We start from the raw sequence: 14,700 nt of genomic DNA on the forward strand, positions 1-14,700 counted from the left end.
GATCTCGGTGCTCCGAGGGCGTCTGGCTACCGGGGGCATCCCCCGGAATTCCGCGGAAGATCGGGGATCCGGGGGCACGTCTGGGGGCGAGGAGGGTTCCGTGGCTCGGGGGCCGCGCCCTCGGTGACGCCCCGATCCCCGGCCGCGCGCCTCCCGCTGATCGGATGCCGCGCTGCGTCGCCGTTATCCACAGCCGTCCACACCCCCGACGTCGGAGGCGGCCCGCGGTCGACCCGTTGTGCACGGAGTTTTCCACAGGTGGGGATATGTCGGGGGATGAGGGGACCGGATCGGTGTGGAACGGGCCCGCAGGGGCGCGTCGTCGGGAACCACATCGGTGTGAGTTCTCCACGGGTGTGGACAGCCCCTGTGGACAACCCGGTGGACACCCCATCCCCACCCACCCCACTCATCCCGCCCGCCCCCGCTCATCCCAGCGTTTCGTCCCGGCCGGAGGCGGGCCCATCCCCCTCACCCCCGATGTCGCACGGCGGCGCTTCCGCGGTGATGCGTACTACAGTGAGGCCTGAGTCGGTCGCGAGGATGCGGCCTGACCTCCCCTGCGGCCGTCGCACCGGCGCCGCGCGGGGAGCCCGTGACGAGGGGTGCCGCCCGTGGGCGGCTGAGAGCAGACCCTTGGAACCTGATCTAGCCAGCACTAGCGAAGGGACGTCACCATGACGCACTTCACCACGTCCGGAGACCCCCGGGAATCCCGGAACCTCCCGAACTCCCAAGCCCCCGACGCCGCATCGCACCGCGGCCCCGATACCCCCGGCTCCGCCCCCGCCGGGGAGGCGTCGGCCTCCGACCTTCCCGCGCGCGTGGCCGCGGCCGTGGATGCCGTGCGCGCTCGCGGCCCCCTGGTCCACGCCATGACCAACTCCGTCGTCCGGGAGATCAGCGCGGACGTGCTCCTGGCCGTCGGCGCGTCCCCGGCGATGGTGGACCACCCGGAGGAGGCCGGCGTCTTCGCGGGCCTGGCCGACGGCGTCCTGGTCAACGTGGGCAACCCCTCCGACGAGAACCTGCTGGCCTACCGCCGCGGCATCGCCGGCGCCCGGGATCACGGGGTGCCGTGGGTGCTGGATCCGGTGGCGGTCGGCGTGCTCGAACCGCGCACCGGCTTCGCCCGGGAGGTCCTCGAGCTGTCTCCGGCGGCGATCCGCGGCAACGCCAGCGAGGTTTCCGCTCTCGCCGGGAGGGGCGCGGGCGGCCGCGGGGTGGACGCCACGGACACCGTGGAGTCCGCCCTGGAGGCGGCCCGCGCCCTGGCCGAGCGCACCGGCGCGGTGGTGGCCGTGTCCGGGGAGCGAGACCTGATCGTCTCCGCGCACCGGGTCACCCGCCTGGTCAGCGGGCACCCGCTGATGCCCCTGGTGATCGGCACCGGCTGCGCGCTGGGCGCGGTGGTCGCCGCGTACCTGGGAGCCGTTCGGGAGGTGACCGGCACGGGCGGCGGGCAGGCGAAGTCCGCCTCCGACGGCCAGGACGCCGGATCCTCGCCAGAGGTCGGGCCGGAGATGGGCGCTGGACCTCGGTCGGAGGCAGGATCCTCGGCGGGGACCGGCTCTTCTCAGGGCTCACAGTCCCCGGATGCCGCCGCGCCGGGCCGGGAGACGCCCGTTCGCCTCGATGCCCACGACGCCGTGCTGGCCGCCCATGCCCACCTGGGGGCGGCCGGGATCCTGGCCGGTCGCGAGGCCAGGGGGCCGGGCTCCTTCCGCGTCGCGTGGCTGGACGCGCTGCACGCACTGGACGGCGCCGGCGTCGTCGAGCTGGTGGGGATGGAGGAGCTGGCATGATCCCGGAGGGCGTGGACCCCGCGCTGTACTTCATCACGGACACGGCCCTGTGCGGCGGGCCGGAGCGGGTGCCGCACGTGGTGTACGAGGCCGTGGCCGGGGGTGCGGGGATCGTGCAGGTGCGGGATAAGCACGCCGACGACGCCGCATTCCTCGCCCTGGCCCGCGCCTGCCGGGACGCGGTGCGCCGGGCGGAGGACGCGCTGGGGCGCACCGCCGCGCTGGTGGTCAACGACCGCGTCGGGGTGGCCGAGCGCTTGGGGTTGCACGTGCACGTGGGGCAGTCCGACGCCTCCCTGGCGGTGGCCCGCCGGGCCGTGGGCCCGGAGCGGATGGTGGGCGTGTCCGCCTCCACCGCGGAGGAGGTGCGCGCCGCGGCGGAGTCCGGGGTGGCGGACCTGGTGGGGATCGGCCCCGTGTGGGCGACCCCCACCAAGACCGACGCCGCAGCGCCCCTGGGTCCGGAGGGCCTGGCCGCGCTGGCCGGTCCGGCGCGGGCCGCGGGGCTGGTCGCGGTGGGCATCGGGGGGATCCGGGCGGATCGCCTGCCGTTGCTGCGAGGGGCCGGGGTGGACGGGATCTGCGTGGTCTCGGCGATCGCGGCGTCGGAGAACCCCCGGGCTGCGGCTCGAGAGCTGCGGGCCGCCGCGGTGGACGAGGGCGTGCTGGCCGCGGCGGGCAGCGCCGCCCCGGCCGCGCGGAGCGAGGGGGCGGCGTCGTGAGGCGCCCGGCGGTGGCCCTGAGCGTGGCCGGCTCCGATCCCTCCGGCGGGGCCGGGATCCAGGCGGATCTGAAGACCTTCCACGCGCTCGGGGTGTACGGCACGGCGGCGATGACGGCCCTGACCAGCCAGAACACGACGGGGGTGCGCGGGGTCCACCCGGTGCCGGCGGACTTCGCGGTCAGCCAGGTCGAGGCCGTGCTGGATGACCTCCCGGTGGATGCCGTGAAGACCGGGATGCTGGGGCAGGCCGAGGTGGTGGAGGCGCTGGCGCAGCTGTTCCGGCGGCGTCGGACGCAGCTGGGGACGCTGGTGGTGGATCCGGTGATGGTCGCCACCAGCGGCGATCCCCTGCTGGCCGAGGAGGCCGAGGCGGCGCTGCGGGAGCTGCTGGTGCCGCTGGCGGACGTGATCACCCCCAACCTCCCGGAGGCCGCGCGCCTGCTGGGCGGCGGGGCGGGGGAGGCCCCCGCGGCCGATGATCTCGCGGGGATGCGGGAGCAGGCGCTGGCCCTGCTGGAGCTGGGGCCGCGGATGGCGCTGCTCAAGGGCGGGCACCTGGACGACGACGCGGCGTCGGAGGGTCGGGCCGTGGACGTGCTGGCGGTGCGCGACGAGTCCGGGGCCCCGGCGCGGACCGTGGAGCTGTCGGCCCCGCGGGTGCCGACGCGCAACACCCATGGGACGGGGTGCACGCTGTCCTCCGCGATCGCGGCCCACGCGGCCCGGGCGGCATCGGGCGAGGCGGCAGCGGGTCGGCCGGCCCTGGGGGACGCCCAGCTGGTGGAGGCCGTGCGGGAGGGGAAGCGGTTCCTCTCCCGGGCCCTGCACGACGGCGCCGCCTGGCGGCTCTCCCGCACACCCCAGGCGGGGCACGGGCCGGTGGACCACCTCTCGCAGGTGCTGCGCTGAGCGCGGCGCGGCTCACCGGGGGGCGTCGCTGGTGGACCGCTTCGTGCGTTCGGAGCTGGATCATCCGGTCCCGGATGCACGAAACGGTCCCGGAGCTGGGGTCGGAGGAGCGGAGATGACGAGGAGACGAGGAGAAGATGGGGACGCGATGGAGCTGAGCGTGCTGGACGAAGGCCGCTGGGGCGCGGGGGAGCACACCGGGCACTGGTGGGCGCAGGCCCGGACCATCCGGGAGCGGGTGCTGCGCCTGCCGTTCCTGCGGCAGCTGGCCGACGGGAGCCTGGATCCCGGGGCGTTCGCGGAGTACCTGCAGCAGGACGCCTTCTACCTCGCCGAGTACTCCCGGGCCCTGGCCCTGCTGGCCGCGAAGGCGCCGTCGGCCGGGGCGGGAGCGTTCTGGGCGGGCAGCGCGCACACGGCCGTCGAGGCCGAGCAGGCGCTGCACGGGCAGCTGCTGTCCGACCCGCTGCTGGCGGATCTGCCGCGCCCGCAGGCCCCGAGCCCGACGACGCGCGGGTATATGCACTCCCTGGTGGCGGCCTGCGCGGTGCGCCCCTACGCGGTGGGGGCCGCGGCGGTGCTGCCCTGCTTCTGGATCTACGCGGAGGTGGGCCTGGCCTTATCCGGCGGGGCGCAGGAGGTGGCGGAGCATCCGTTCCGCCGGTGGGCGGCCGAGTACGGCGACCCGGAGTTCGCGGCGTCGGCCCGGGGCGCGGTGGCCCTGGTGGAGGAGGCGGCCCGCGAGGCCTCAGCCCCGATGCGCGAGCAGATGCGGGAGGCCTTCCTGGATGCCTGCCGGTGGGAGGAGCTGTTCTGGGACGCCGCCCACCGCCGGGAGGTCTGGACCCGCTGACCGGTCCTGTCGCTCATCCGGTTTCGGGACGGGTTCGTCGTTTCGGGACCGGAATATCCCGTCCCGAAACGACGAACCCGGCCCGAAATCCCAGACGCGGGCGGCGGGCGGGGCGCTCAGGGGTGGGTGAGGGCGGCCCGGATTCGCCGGATGTCCGAAGGGGTGGTCCGGCAGCAGCCGCCGATCAATCGGGCGCCCGACGCCGCCCACGCGGCCGCGGCATCGGCCGGGGAGGCCGGGCCGGGGGCGGGCTCCCAGGATTTGGTGACCGGGTCGTAGCGCTCCCCCGAATTGGGGTAGGCCACCAGGGGCTTGGCCGTGCCCCGACGCAGCGCCCGCAGGGCCGGGGCCACGCGAGGGATCGGCAGGCAGTTGACCCCCACGGCCGCCACCTGCGGGGACTCCTCGAGCAGGGCGGCGATCTCCGGCAGGGCGGTGCCGTCGCACAGCACGGGCGCGGCGTCGTCATCAGCCCGGGGCCCGCCGCCGCCCGGCACGGACGCGGTCCCGCCGTCGGAACCGCCCCCGTCGGCCTCAGCCTCGCCGTCGGACGCCTGCCGCACGGATAGGCTCACCCACGCCCGGGCGTCCGGGAACTCCTGCGCCAGCTGCCGCACCAGGGCGCGCACCTCGCCGGCGTGCGGCATGGTCTCCAGGGCCAGCGCCTCCGCACCGGCCCCCAGCAGGGCCCGCAGCCGCGGTCGGTGGAAGTCCCGGAACTCCTCCTCGCTCAGCTGGTACCGCCCCGTGTACTCGGAGCCGTCCGCCAGGTACGCCCCGTACGGTCCCACAGACCCGGGCACCCACCCGTCCGGCGCCGCCGCATCCCGTGCTTCGCGTGCGAGTGTGACGGCGCGTTGCAGCAGCGCGTCAGCTTCCGACGCAGACCATCCCGCCGCGGTGAAGGCCGGTATGTTCGCCTGGTACGTGTTCGTTGTCGCCACCTGGGCACCGGCCCGGTAGTACGCCTCGTGCACGGCTCGCACCGCTTCCGGATGCTCAGCCAGCGCCGTCGCGGACCACAGAGGCGTGGAGGTGTCCACCCCCAGGCCCTCCAGCTCCGTGGCCATCGCGCCGTCCAGGATCAGGGGCGCGGAGGCCTGGGTCAGGGCGGTGGGGAAGGGCTGGCGGGGCATCGCGGCTTCCTTTCGGGGACGGTGCGCAGGTGCTCCCGACGCGGCGCGGGAGGGTTCTGCACGCACCCTACGCCGATGCCGCCCGGATCGTCCCGCCGCGAGTCCGCGGTGCGTTCGCCGTGAGTCCGCCGTGAGTCCGCAGCGCGTCGGCGGCAGGCAGCCGAGCCGGAGATCGGCGCGGCGGAGGGACAGGCAGGTTCGGGGAACGGAGAGCAGGATGAGCTCAGAGCGGGCCCCCGAGGGGGCCGGGTCGTCGGGAGTCAGCGCCCCAGAGATCGCGGGCGCGACGCCGATGTCCGATCCGGTCGGGCCGGGGGAGGCGGCCCCTGAGGCGGCGGCCCCGGGGGAGGGGACGGCCCTGCACCGCGGGATGACCCAGCGGCACCTGCTGATGATCTCCCTAGGCGGGGTGGTCGGCACGGGCCTGTTCCTCAGCTCCGGGTACACCATCTCCCAGGCCGGCCCGGCCGGCACCATCCTGGCCTACGGGGTGGGTGCGGTGCTGGTCTACCTCGTGATGATGTGCCTCGGGGAGCTGTCCACCGCGATGCCGTGGACCGGCTCCTTCCACGTCTACGCCACCCGATTCCTCGGCCCGGGCACGGGATTCACCGTCGCCGTGCTGTACTGGCTGACCTGGACGGTGGCCCTGGGCAGCGAGTTCACGGCCTCCGGGCTGATCTGCAGCGGTGGCTGCCGCAGGTTCCGGTGTGGGTGTTCTCCGCGGCGTCGATCCTGCTGATCGCCGGGATCAACCTGTGCTCGGTGCGCATCTTCGGGCGCACGGAATCCTGGCTGGCCGGGGTCAAGGTGGTGGCGATCGTCGCATTCATCCTGCTCGGGGCGGCGGCGATGGTCGGCCTGCTGCCGCTGCACGACGGCTCTGCGGCGCCGTTCTTTTCCGAGCTCACCGCCGACGGCTGGTTCCCCCACGGCCTGCCCATCGTGTTCACGACGATGCTCGCCGTGGACTTCGCGTACTCCGGGACCGAGCTGATCGGCGTCACCGCGGGGGAGGCGCAGAATCCACGGCAGGCGGTGCCGCGGGCGATCCGCGCGGCCCTCTGGCGGCTCGTGGTCTTCTTCCTCGGGGCGATCACCGTGATCGCCGCGCTGATCCCGTACCGGGATGCCGGGGTCGTGGAGAGCCCGTTCGTCACCGTGCTGCAGCGGATCGGCGTCCCGTATGCCGCGGACGTCATGAACCTGGTGATCCTCACCGCCATCCTCTCCGCCGCCAACTCCGGGCTGTATGCCTCAACCCGCATGCTCTGGTCGCTGGCCCAGCAGGGCATGGTGCCGCGCTTCCTCGGCGTCACCACCGGCCGCGGGGTGCCGGTGCGGGCGACCCTCGTGAGCCTGGTGGGAGGACTGCTGACCCTGCTCTCCTCGGTGCTCGCTCCCGGCAGCGTGTACCTGGTGCTGGTCTCCATCTCCGGGTTGGCGGTGACGCTGGTGTGGGTGGCGATCTGCGCCTGCCAGCTCGTGTTCCGATGTCGCTACCTCGCCGCGGGCGGTCGCCTGGAGGACCTGCCCTACCGCACTCCCGGCTACCCGGTGGTCCCGGTGCTGGCGCTGGTCCTGACCGCCGCCTCCTGCGTGCTGATCGTGCTGGACCCGGAGCAGCGGCCCGCCCTGTTCTGGACGGTCCCCTTCGTCGCGATCTGCTACCTCACCTGGTTCCTGGTGGGCAGGGCCCGACGCCGCGCGGAGACGGGGAGCGGAGAAGCGGGGGAGGCGGCGGTCGGCTGACCCGCGCCGTCGGCTCCCGGGCTCACGCCACTCCCAGCGCTCGCAGGCCCGCGCAGACGGCCATCGCCAGGACCACGCAGGCCAGCATCGGGGCCTTGAGCAGGGCCGCCAGGATCCCCGTGCCCGCCCCGATGATCCGCGCCGAACCCACGACCTCCTGGCCCTCGAAGAGCATGGTCGTGGCCGCCACCGCCACGATCAGCACCACCGTCGCCCGGTCCATCCACAGCCGCGCCGGTGACTGGCTCAGCTCGTGCGGGGACACCGCGGTCGCGGTCTCCCGGGCGGGTTCGGCCTCGTCCTCCTGCGCCGTCGTGCGGGCGGACAGCGCGCCGATCTTCACCCCCAGGATCCGCATCAGGTAGGTGCCGCCCGCCAGGCCCGCCAGGGCCGCCAGGAACGCCGCCGGGCTCATGCCGCACCTCCCGCCGTCTCACTGCCATCCCCGCCGCCCGGCCGCCGACGACGTCGGGCGCGCGCCTTCAGGAAGGCGGCCGCCGGGATCAGGGCCAGCAGCGAAGCCACGGCCCCCAGCCCCAGCGGGAGCACGGGGGTGGCCGCCACCGCCAGCAGCGCGCCGCCGGCCGCCGTCACCCCCAGGAAGGGGCTGCGCAGATCCTGAACCACCAGGCAGAACAGGATCACCGGGAAGGCCGCGTCCAGCCCCAGCCGGTCCGCGTCCACCACCGATCCCAGCAGCTGGCCCAGGGCGGCGCCGCCCACCCATGCCGGGAACAGGACCACCGCCATCAGGACGAAGCGCTGCCACCGCTCGGTGCGATCCGCCCCTGGGCGCGCGAAGGCCGCCGTCTCGTCATTGGCCAGGTGCGCCGCCAGGTACTGGCGCACACCCCGCGGAGCGTACTCGCCGATGCTCAGCCCGAAGGCGAAGTTCCGGGAGTTCACCAGCAGGCCGCCCAGCACCGCCAGGATCGGGGCGCCGCCGGCGGCCACCACCCCGACGAAGGTCAGCTCCGCGACACCGCCGATCGCCAGAGCCGCGAGCATCACCGTCTGCCACAGGGGGAAGCCCGAGGCCTGGGACAGCGCCCCGTAGGACAGGCCCACAGCCACCAGGGTCACCCCGATCACCGCGCACTCCCTGCGCTGGGCAGGAGCGACCGCCGGGAACCACGGTCGGCCGGAGCTGGGCACGGATCTCATATTTCGTATCGTGCTATATCCACTGGCCGCCGTCACATCGGGGCGACGCCGCCCGGCCCCGATCCAGGCTCCGGCCCCGATACCGCGCCGTCACCTGCTCGTGATCCGCAGGCGGTAGGGTCGTGAGCCACATCGCACGCACCCGCCGAGACCCGGAGATCGCCATGGCCGACACCGACACCGCGCAGACCGCCCCCACCCGCGGGGCCGGAGACCGTCTGCTCACCGCCGTGGAGAAGCTCGGTAACAAGCTGCCCGAGCCCTTCACCCTGTTCATCATCCTGTTCCTGATCACCGGCGCCATCTCCACCGTCATGGCCCTGAGCGGGGCCGAGGTCACCATGCCCGGCTCCGACGAGAAGCTCGCCATCAAGGGCCTGTTCACCGGGGAGGGCATCGCCTGGTTCACCTCCACCATCGGGGACAACTACATCGGATTCCCGCCGCTGGTCACCGTCGCCACGATCCTGCTCGGCATCGGCATCGCGGACAAGACCGGCTTCCTCTCCACCGCCATCCGCCTGGGCATCGGCAACGCCCCGCGCTGGCTGCTGCCCTACGCCGTCGCGTTCGTGGGCGTGTCCGCCTCGATCATGGCGGACTCCTCCTTCCTCGTCGTCCCGCCGCTGGCCGCCCTCGCCTTCAAGGCCGTCGGTCGCCACCCGGTCGCCGGGCTCCTGGGCGGCTTCGCGGCCGTCAACGCCGGGTTCTCGACGGCGGTGCTGCCCACCACCCTGGATGCGCTGTTCGCCGGGATCACCAACGCCGTGATGCCCAACGTCCCCCAGGTCGCCCAGACCGCCACCACCGTCACCCCGCTGTCCAACTACTGGTTCAACATCGCCTCGTCCCTGGTGCTCACCGTCATCTGCGGGTGGCTGATCGACAAGGTGCTCGAGCCGCGCCTGAACCGGCAGCAGGTCCCCCAGGAGGAGAGCGGCGACCCGGTGGATCCCGCCCAGCCCACCACCCGGCAGATGCGCGCCGTCGGCGGGGAGGACGCCTTCGTCCCCGCGGACCAGTTCGACCAGACCGGGCCCGTCACCGCGCAGGAGAAGAAGGGACTGGTGTGGGGCGCCGTCGCCCTGGCCGTCGTCGGGATCGCGATGATCGTGTTCGCGCTGCTGCCGGCCTCCCCGTGGCGCAACGACGACGGCGGATTCCTCCCCAAGTCACCGCTCATGGACTCGCTGGTGTTCATCATCTTCGCGCTGTTCGCGGTGGGCGGGTACGTCTACGGGCGCGTGGCCGGGGTGGTGCGCGGCATGAAGGACGTGCCGACCATCATGGGCCTGGCGCTGAAGGACCTCATCCCGTTCCTCGTCATCGCCTTCGTCCTCGGGCAGTTCGTGGCCCTGTTCAACTGGTCCGGGATCGGCTCCTGGACCGCCGTCAAGCTCGCCACCGGGCTGCAGGACGCGGGGATCACCGGCTTTCCGATCGTGGTGCTGTTCATCCTGCTGTGCTCGCTGCTGAACCTGTTCATCACCTCCGGCTCCGGGATGTGGACGCTGATGGCGGCGGTGTTCGTGCCGATGTTCGGACTGCTCGGGTACGAACCGGCCTTCGTGCAGGCCGCGTTCCGCATCGGCGACTCCGCGACCCAGGTGGTCACCCCGCTGTCGCCCTACCTGGTGATCATCCTGACCATGCTGCGCAAGTACGAGCCGAAGGCCGGCCTGGGCACCGTGATGGCCCGGCTGGTGCCCTTCGCGATCCTGTTCTGGATCGGGTGGTTCATCGTCCTGTGCGTCTTCTACTTCTTCGACCTGCCCCTGGGCCCGGGCGCCGGCATCATGATCGGCGGGTGAGCCGGGCGTCGGTCCGACTCCGGCGTCCTCGCCGACGCGAGGCGGGGCTTTCGTTCCCACCCGGGCGCCTTCTCCGAGGCGAGGCGGCGCTTTCGTTCCCACCCCTTCCGCGACCCGGCGCATCCGTTCCCGAAAATCGGTTTTTCGGGAACGGATGCGCCGGGTCGGCGTCGGGAGCGTGGGGTGCGGGAACGGATGCGCCGGGTCGGTGCCGGGTGGGCGAGACCCGGGGCGCCGTCGTCATGGTTAGCCTGGTGCGCATGGGAGCAGAAGCGAGCACTCCGGACGCCGGGCATGACTTCCCCGTGGAGGATCCGTTCCGGTGGTGTGTGCGCTCGCCGATCCTCAAAACGGTGCTGGTGGTGATGGTCGGGGTGCTGGCGGACGCGGCGGCGAGGACGCTCACGGCCTGGACCGGATCGGTCTGGGCGGACCAGATCACGCTGTGGGTCCTGTGGTGCGCGGGTGCCTATCTGCTGACCCGCATCTTCCGCGCGTCGGATGAGTCGAACCTGCCGCGGCCGTGGTGGAAGATGACCGGGCATCCCACGGCGAGCTTCATGATCGGCCTGCTCCTGCTCCTCGGCGTGCTCACCGGGAACGGCTGGTACTTCGCCCGCCCGCTGCCGGAGCAGCTCATCCTGCTGCTGCCCACCGCGCTCGCGGTGCTGTGCCTGCACTCCTCGTATCGGATGGGCGGGTTCCGCATCGGGGCGCCGAGCGGGACGCGCTGAGGGCGCCGTCGTCATCCCGGGACACCTTCCGCTGGTGGCGGAAGCCCCCGGGGGCCCTGGTGGAGCGCGGGCGGCGGCGCTAGCCTGGGAGGCGGTTCTATAAGCTGGATCACCGAAAGGATCGACATGGCTGTCCAGTACACGCTTCCCGATCTCCCGTACGACTACGCCGCCCTCGAGCCGCACATCTCCGCGCGGATCATGGAGCTGCACCACGACAAGCACCACGCCACCTACGTCAAGGGCGCCAACGCCGGGCTGCAGAAGCTCGAGGAGGCCCGCGCCAACGGCGACCTCGCGTTCGTGAACCAGCTGGAGAAGGACCTCGCCTTCAACCTCGGCGGCCACGTCAACCACTCCATCTTCTGGAACAACCTCTCCCCGGACGGCGGCGACAAGCCCACCGGTGAGCTCGCCGCGGCGATCGACGACTTCTTCGGCTCCTTCGACGCGTTCAAGAGCCAGTTCACCGCCACCGCCACCGGCATCCAGGGCTCCGGCTGGGCCGTGCTCGCCTGGGACTCCATCGGGCAGCGCCTGAACCTGTTCCAGATGTACGACCAGCAGGCCGGCAACATCCCGCTGGCGCAGACCCCGATCCTGCAGCTGGACATGTGGGAGCACGCCTTCTACCTGGACTACCAGAACGTCAAGCCGGACTACGTCAAGGCCTTCTGGAACATCGTGAACTGGGCTGACGTGCAGCAGCGCTTCGACCGCGCCCGCACCCAGACCCAGGGCCTGATCGTTCCGTAAGGTCCCCGCGTTCAGTCCCCGTGACGACGTCGGAGCCCCGCCCCGCCGAGCCGCGCGCTCGGTGGGACGGGGCTTCGTTCGTTAAAGGGGGGCGGACCGGATCGTGCAGCGTGGGCCGGATGATCCGGCACCGGACGCACGATCCGGTCCGGCGGGTGAGCGCCGGGGTCAATGGCGGCTGACGGCAGTGACCGGTACCCGCGGCGTCGGCCGGGTTACTGCGGGGGCGGGGCGGAGTCGGCGAAGGCCAGGGAGTCGTCGTAGCGGTACAGCCGCGGGGGGCGATGAGGGGTGCCGGTCAGGCGTCGGCCGGTGTCGATGACGGCACGGGAGGCGGCCACCCGGCGTCGGAAGTTCGCCGGGTCCAGGGCCCGTCCCAGGATCGCCTCGTAGACCTCGCGCAGCTGCGCCAGCGTGAACTCCTCGTCGAGGAAGGAGTGCGCGACCCGCGAGTACTCCACCTTGGCGCGCAGCCGCGTGAGCGCGTAGTCCACGATCTCCCGGTGGTCGAAGGCCAGGCGCGGCAGCCGGTCCACGGGGAACCACCGCACGTTCTCCTCCTCGAGCACCTGGGCCGCCTGCGCGGAGGGCACCGACGCCCAGTACACCACCGAGACCACGCGCTCGGCCGCGGCGTCCTCCTCCTCAGAGGCCGACGCCACCGCCGCCGGGGAGCCCGACGCCGCCTCGGCATCGTCCCCCGGGGCGCGGGCCTGTCCCCGGTGCACCCGACCGAAGGCGTAGAGCTGCTCCAGGTAGCCGGGAACCAGCCCGGTCGCGTCCCGCAGCATGGAGGCCGCGGCCTCCTCGAGGGACAGCTCCGGGGGCAGGGGGCCGCCGGGCAGGGCGAACAGCCCGCGGTAGGGCGCGCGGATGCGCCGCACCAGCGGCAGCCACAGCCGCAGCCGACCGTCGGCCGCCGCGGACCCAGCCCCGGCCGCGCCGGTATCGGACGCCGACGCCGCGGCATCGGCCGCCTCGCCCCCGGTCCCGGCAGCACCAGCCTCAGCAACCCCGGCCGCAGCCTCGTCGGGCCGCAGAGCCAGGATCACCGTGGAGACGGCCAGCTGCACCGGGGCCGACGCCGCCCCGACCGGCCCACCTGCCCCGGCCAAGCCGGGCGCCGTCCCCGCCTCATCGCTCACAGCTTCGCTACTTCTTCAGCTCGCCCATCTCGTCCCAGCCGTCGCCGTCGACCTGCCGGGAGATGATCTTGGGCGTCTGGGTGATCAGCGGGTACAGGTCCTTCATGGCCTTCTGGAAGTGCTCGGAGTTCACGTGGGCCTCGGCGGCGTCGTCTTCGAAGGCCTCCAGCAGGACGTACTCGTTGGGGTCCTCGACGCTGCGGTTCCACAGGAACCACTTGTTGCCGGGTTCCGCGCGGGTGGCTTCGGTGAACTCCCGGACGTGCTCCATCCAGGTGTCGGCGTGCTCGGGCTTCACGGGGAAGCGGACGACGATCGAGATCATGGGGTCCTCCTCGGGTCGGTGATGGTCTCCTTCCATCGTGGCACGCCCGGCCCGTGGGACAATGGGGCGCATGAGCACCGCCACACCCGCGCCGCTGGTCCACTTCCTGCCGACCCACCGCGACGTCGTCAGCGCCCAGACCGTGCTGCCGGGGGTGGAGGCTTCGCAGGTCTGGGATCTGGTGTCCCGGCCGCGGCGCCACGCCGAGCTCGACGGCGGCGGGAACGTCCGCGGGCTGATCGACGGCCCGGAGGCTCCGGAGGTCGGGCAGAGCACCGTGCAGCGCATGCGCCTATACGGCATCCCCTACCGGATGCGCGCCACCGTCATCCGCCGGGAGCCCGAGCGGACCTTCGCGTGGGTCATGCCCGGCGGGCACACCTGGGCCTGGGAGATCCTCCCCGCGGGGGACCCGGAGGGGGACAGCGCGGAGGCGATCACCGTGCGCTGCACCTTCGACGCCGCGGCGGCCCGCGTGCTCGGCCTCCCCCTGGCCCCGCTGTATCGACTCGACGGCGGATTCGCCCGCAACCGCCGCTCCATCGCCCTGTCCCTGGCCCGCCTGCACCGGACCTTCCCGCCACGCGGCTGACCTCTCGGCGGCCCACCCGAATCAGAAGGAGCACCCATGAAGATCCTGCTGCCCATGTCCATCGAGCTGGATGCGCAGACGCTGCCCCTGGAGCCGGGCGACGTCGTCGCCGGGTACGACCCCACGCAGCCGGTGCGCGAGGAGGACGCCGACGCCGAGGTCCTGGTGGTCTGGGGCAACACCGACGACCAGCTCGCCGACGCCGCACAGCGCCTGACCGACCTGAAGCTCATCCAGGCGCTGCTGGCCGGGCCGGACCAGATCAAGAAGGCCGGCTTCGGCGAGGATGTGGTGGTCTGCGCCGGCATCGGCCTGCACGACCGGACCGTCTCCGAGCACGCCCTGGCGCTGTCCCTGTCCCTGGTCCGCTTCCTGCCCGAGCTCGCCAGGCGCCAGGAGCGCCGCGAGTGGGCCTCGGAGCTTGGCGGGGCGCAGCCGCTGCACCCGGAGGGCGCGCCGATCACCACCCTGCTCGACGCGCACGTGACCATCTGGGGCTTCGGCTCCATCGGGCAGACCCTCGCACCGCTGTTCACGGCCCTGGGCGCGAAGGTCTCCGGCATCGCCCGCTCCACGGGGGAGCGCGCGGGGTATCCGGTGGTGGCCACCGAGGAGAAGAACGAGCTGCTGGCCCGCACGGACCTGCTGGTCATGATCCTGCCCTCCGGTGAGGCCACCGCGGATTCCCTCGACGCAGCGGTGCTGAAGACCCTCCCGGATACCGCCTACGTGGTCAACGTCGGCCGCGGGTCCACCGTGGACGAGGCCGCGCTGATCGAGGCCCTGGAGGAGGGGCGGATCGCGGGGGCCGCGATCGACGTCGCCAAGACCGAGCCGCTGCCGGCCGAGGACCCCCTGTGGGGCGCCCCGCACCTGATCATCACCCCGCACGCGGCCGGCGGGCGCCCGGTGGGCGCGGAGGAGCTGATCGGGCACAACCTGAAGGCCCTGCGCGGCGACGGCGAGTTCCGCAACCGCATGTAGCCGCCGACGC

16 protein-coding genes and 1 riboswitch are annotated in these 14,700 nt (G+C 73.1%); of the genes, 11 read left to right on the forward strand and 5 right to left on the reverse strand.

Annotated features, from left to right (window positions below):
* Positions 1-591: 591 nt before the first annotated feature.
* A riboswitch (TPP riboswitch) is annotated at positions 592-687 on the forward strand.
* The 4 genes from thiM (at position 678) to AC0VXQ_RS00885 (ending at position 4,291) form a co-directional block, all read left to right on the forward strand.
* Entirely contained in the window at positions 678-1,805 is a 1,128-nt protein-coding gene (gene thiM, locus AC0VXQ_RS00870; RefSeq protein ID WP_232238562.1) for a hydroxyethylthiazole kinase, read from the forward strand. Its footprint overlaps the riboswitch before it by 10 nt.
* Positions 1,802-2,527: a thiamine phosphate synthase gene (gene thiE / locus AC0VXQ_RS00875; RefSeq protein WP_061225833.1), complete on the forward strand. Its 726-nt coding sequence runs from the start codon at positions 1,802-1,804 to the stop codon at positions 2,525-2,527. The genes thiM and thiE overlap by 4 nt, the downstream gene beginning before the upstream one ends.
* Positions 2,524-3,438: a bifunctional hydroxymethylpyrimidine kinase/phosphomethylpyrimidine kinase gene (gene thiD / locus AC0VXQ_RS00880; protein ID WP_061225832.1), complete on the forward strand. Its 915-nt coding sequence runs from the start codon at positions 2,524-2,526 to the stop codon at positions 3,436-3,438. The genes thiE and thiD overlap by 4 nt, the downstream gene beginning before the upstream one ends.
* A gap of 148 nt (positions 3,439-3,586) precedes the next feature.
* On the forward strand, positions 3,587-4,291 hold the full coding sequence (locus AC0VXQ_RS00885) for a TenA family protein (RefSeq protein WP_061225831.1): 705 nt from the start codon (positions 3,587-3,589) through the stop codon (positions 4,289-4,291).
* Positions 4,292-4,407: 116 nt separating this feature from the next.
* Here the strand turns inward: AC0VXQ_RS00885 and mmuM are convergent, their stop codons facing one another.
* A complete protein-coding gene (gene mmuM, locus AC0VXQ_RS00890; RefSeq protein ID WP_475528779.1) occupies positions 4,408-5,427 on the reverse strand; it encodes a homocysteine S-methyltransferase in 1,020 nt (339 codons plus the stop codon).
* A 217-nt stretch (positions 5,428-5,644) separates the two neighbouring features.
* On the opposite strand from mmuM, the gene AC0VXQ_RS00895 reads away from it, so the two are divergent.
* The gene (locus tag AC0VXQ_RS00895; RefSeq protein WP_217995744.1) at positions 5,645-6,169 is read left to right on the forward strand and encodes an amino acid permease; all 525 of its coding nucleotides are present in this window, start codon (positions 5,645-5,647) and stop codon (positions 6,167-6,169) included.
* Complete coding sequence (locus AC0VXQ_RS00900; protein WP_475528782.1) at positions 6,142-7,179, forward strand: amino acid permease; 1,038 nt, start codon at positions 6,142-6,144, stop codon at positions 7,177-7,179. The genes AC0VXQ_RS00895 and AC0VXQ_RS00900 overlap by 28 nt, the downstream gene beginning before the upstream one ends.
* 22 nt (positions 7,180-7,201) lie before the next feature.
* Here the strand turns inward: AC0VXQ_RS00900 and AC0VXQ_RS00905 are convergent, their stop codons facing one another.
* Together AC0VXQ_RS00905 and AC0VXQ_RS00910 are read right to left on the reverse strand one after the other, a co-directional pair.
* A complete protein-coding gene (locus AC0VXQ_RS00905; protein WP_129358075.1) occupies positions 7,202-7,594 on the reverse strand; it encodes an AzlD domain-containing protein in 393 nt (130 codons plus the stop codon).
* Positions 7,591-8,271, reverse strand: a complete 681-nt coding sequence (locus tag AC0VXQ_RS00910) for an AzlC family ABC transporter permease (protein ID WP_058731484.1) — start codon at positions 8,269-8,271, stop codon at positions 7,591-7,593. The genes AC0VXQ_RS00905 and AC0VXQ_RS00910 overlap by 4 nt, the downstream gene beginning before the upstream one ends.
* 194 nt (positions 8,272-8,465) lie before the next feature.
* On the opposite strand from AC0VXQ_RS00910, the gene AC0VXQ_RS00915 reads away from it, so the two are divergent.
* From AC0VXQ_RS00915 to AC0VXQ_RS00925, 3 genes are all read left to right on the forward strand, one after another.
* A complete protein-coding gene (locus tag AC0VXQ_RS00915; RefSeq protein WP_058731485.1) occupies positions 8,466-10,154 on the forward strand; it encodes an AbgT family transporter in 1,689 nt (562 codons plus the stop codon).
* A gap of 260 nt (positions 10,155-10,414) precedes the next feature.
* Positions 10,415-10,888: a hypothetical protein gene (locus AC0VXQ_RS00920; protein ID WP_129358073.1), complete on the forward strand. Its 474-nt coding sequence runs from the start codon at positions 10,415-10,417 to the stop codon at positions 10,886-10,888.
* A 126-nt stretch (positions 10,889-11,014) separates the two neighbouring features.
* Positions 11,015-11,644, forward strand: a complete 630-nt coding sequence (locus AC0VXQ_RS00925; RefSeq protein ID WP_358293383.1) for a superoxide dismutase — start codon at positions 11,015-11,017, stop codon at positions 11,642-11,644.
* Positions 11,645-11,859: 215 nt separating this feature from the next.
* Here the strand turns inward: AC0VXQ_RS00925 and AC0VXQ_RS00930 are convergent, their stop codons facing one another.
* Complete coding sequence (locus AC0VXQ_RS00930; RefSeq protein ID WP_224800024.1) at positions 11,860-12,789, reverse strand: NUDIX hydrolase; 930 nt, start codon at positions 12,787-12,789, stop codon at positions 11,860-11,862.
* 7 nt (positions 12,790-12,796) lie between these two features.
* Positions 12,797-13,114 (reverse strand): putative quinol monooxygenase, encoded by a 318-nt coding sequence (locus AC0VXQ_RS00935; protein ID WP_058731489.1) that lies wholly within the window; start codon positions 13,112-13,114, stop codon positions 12,797-12,799.
* Between the two features lie 70 nt (positions 13,115-13,184).
* On the opposite strand from AC0VXQ_RS00935, the gene AC0VXQ_RS00940 reads away from it, so the two are divergent.
* Together AC0VXQ_RS00940 and AC0VXQ_RS00945 are read left to right on the forward strand one after the other, a co-directional pair.
* Positions 13,185-13,706 (forward strand): SRPBCC family protein, encoded by a 522-nt coding sequence (locus tag AC0VXQ_RS00940; protein ID WP_058731490.1) that lies wholly within the window; start codon positions 13,185-13,187, stop codon positions 13,704-13,706.
* 36 nt (positions 13,707-13,742) lie between these two features.
* On the forward strand, positions 13,743-14,690 hold the full coding sequence (locus tag AC0VXQ_RS00945; RefSeq protein WP_058731491.1) for a phosphoglycerate dehydrogenase: 948 nt from the start codon (positions 13,743-13,745) through the stop codon (positions 14,688-14,690).
* The last annotated feature ends 10 nt before the right edge of the window (positions 14,691-14,700 follow it).

It is taken from the genome of Rothia sp. QJM3NY_36 (assembly GCF_056173115.1).

Bases quoted from the DNA above. Each gene is read 5' to 3' on its own strand.
- AC0VXQ_RS00940 (WP_058731490.1), top strand. From the start codon at position 13,185: ATGAGCACCGCCACACCCGCGCCGCTGGTCCACTTCCTGCCGACCCAC.
- AC0VXQ_RS00920 (WP_129358073.1), top strand. From the start codon at position 10,415: ATGGGAGCAGAAGCGAGCACTCCGGACGCCGGGCATGACTTCCCCGTG.
- mmuM (WP_475528779.1), bottom strand. From the start codon at position 5,427: ATGCCCCGCCAGCCCTTCCCCACCGCCCTGACCCAGGCCTCCGCGCCC.
- AC0VXQ_RS00935 (WP_058731489.1), bottom strand. From the start codon at position 13,114: ATGATCTCGATCGTCGTCCGCTTCCCCGTGAAGCCCGAGCACGCCGAC.
- thiM (WP_232238562.1), top strand. From the start codon at position 678: ATGACGCACTTCACCACGTCCGGAGACCCCCGGGAATCCCGGAACCTC.
- AC0VXQ_RS00885 (WP_061225831.1), top strand. From the start codon at position 3,587: ATGGAGCTGAGCGTGCTGGACGAAGGCCGCTGGGGCGCGGGGGAGCAC.
- thiE (WP_061225833.1), top strand. From the start codon at position 1,802: ATGATCCCGGAGGGCGTGGACCCCGCGCTGTACTTCATCACGGACACG.
- AC0VXQ_RS00895 (WP_217995744.1), top strand. From the start codon at position 5,645: ATGAGCTCAGAGCGGGCCCCCGAGGGGGCCGGGTCGTCGGGAGTCAGC.
- AC0VXQ_RS00925 (WP_358293383.1), top strand. From the start codon at position 11,015: ATGGCTGTCCAGTACACGCTTCCCGATCTCCCGTACGACTACGCCGCC.
- AC0VXQ_RS00905 (WP_129358075.1), bottom strand. From the start codon at position 7,594: ATGAGCCCGGCGGCGTTCCTGGCGGCCCTGGCGGGCCTGGCGGGCGGC.
- AC0VXQ_RS00945 (WP_058731491.1), top strand. From the start codon at position 13,743: ATGAAGATCCTGCTGCCCATGTCCATCGAGCTGGATGCGCAGACGCTG.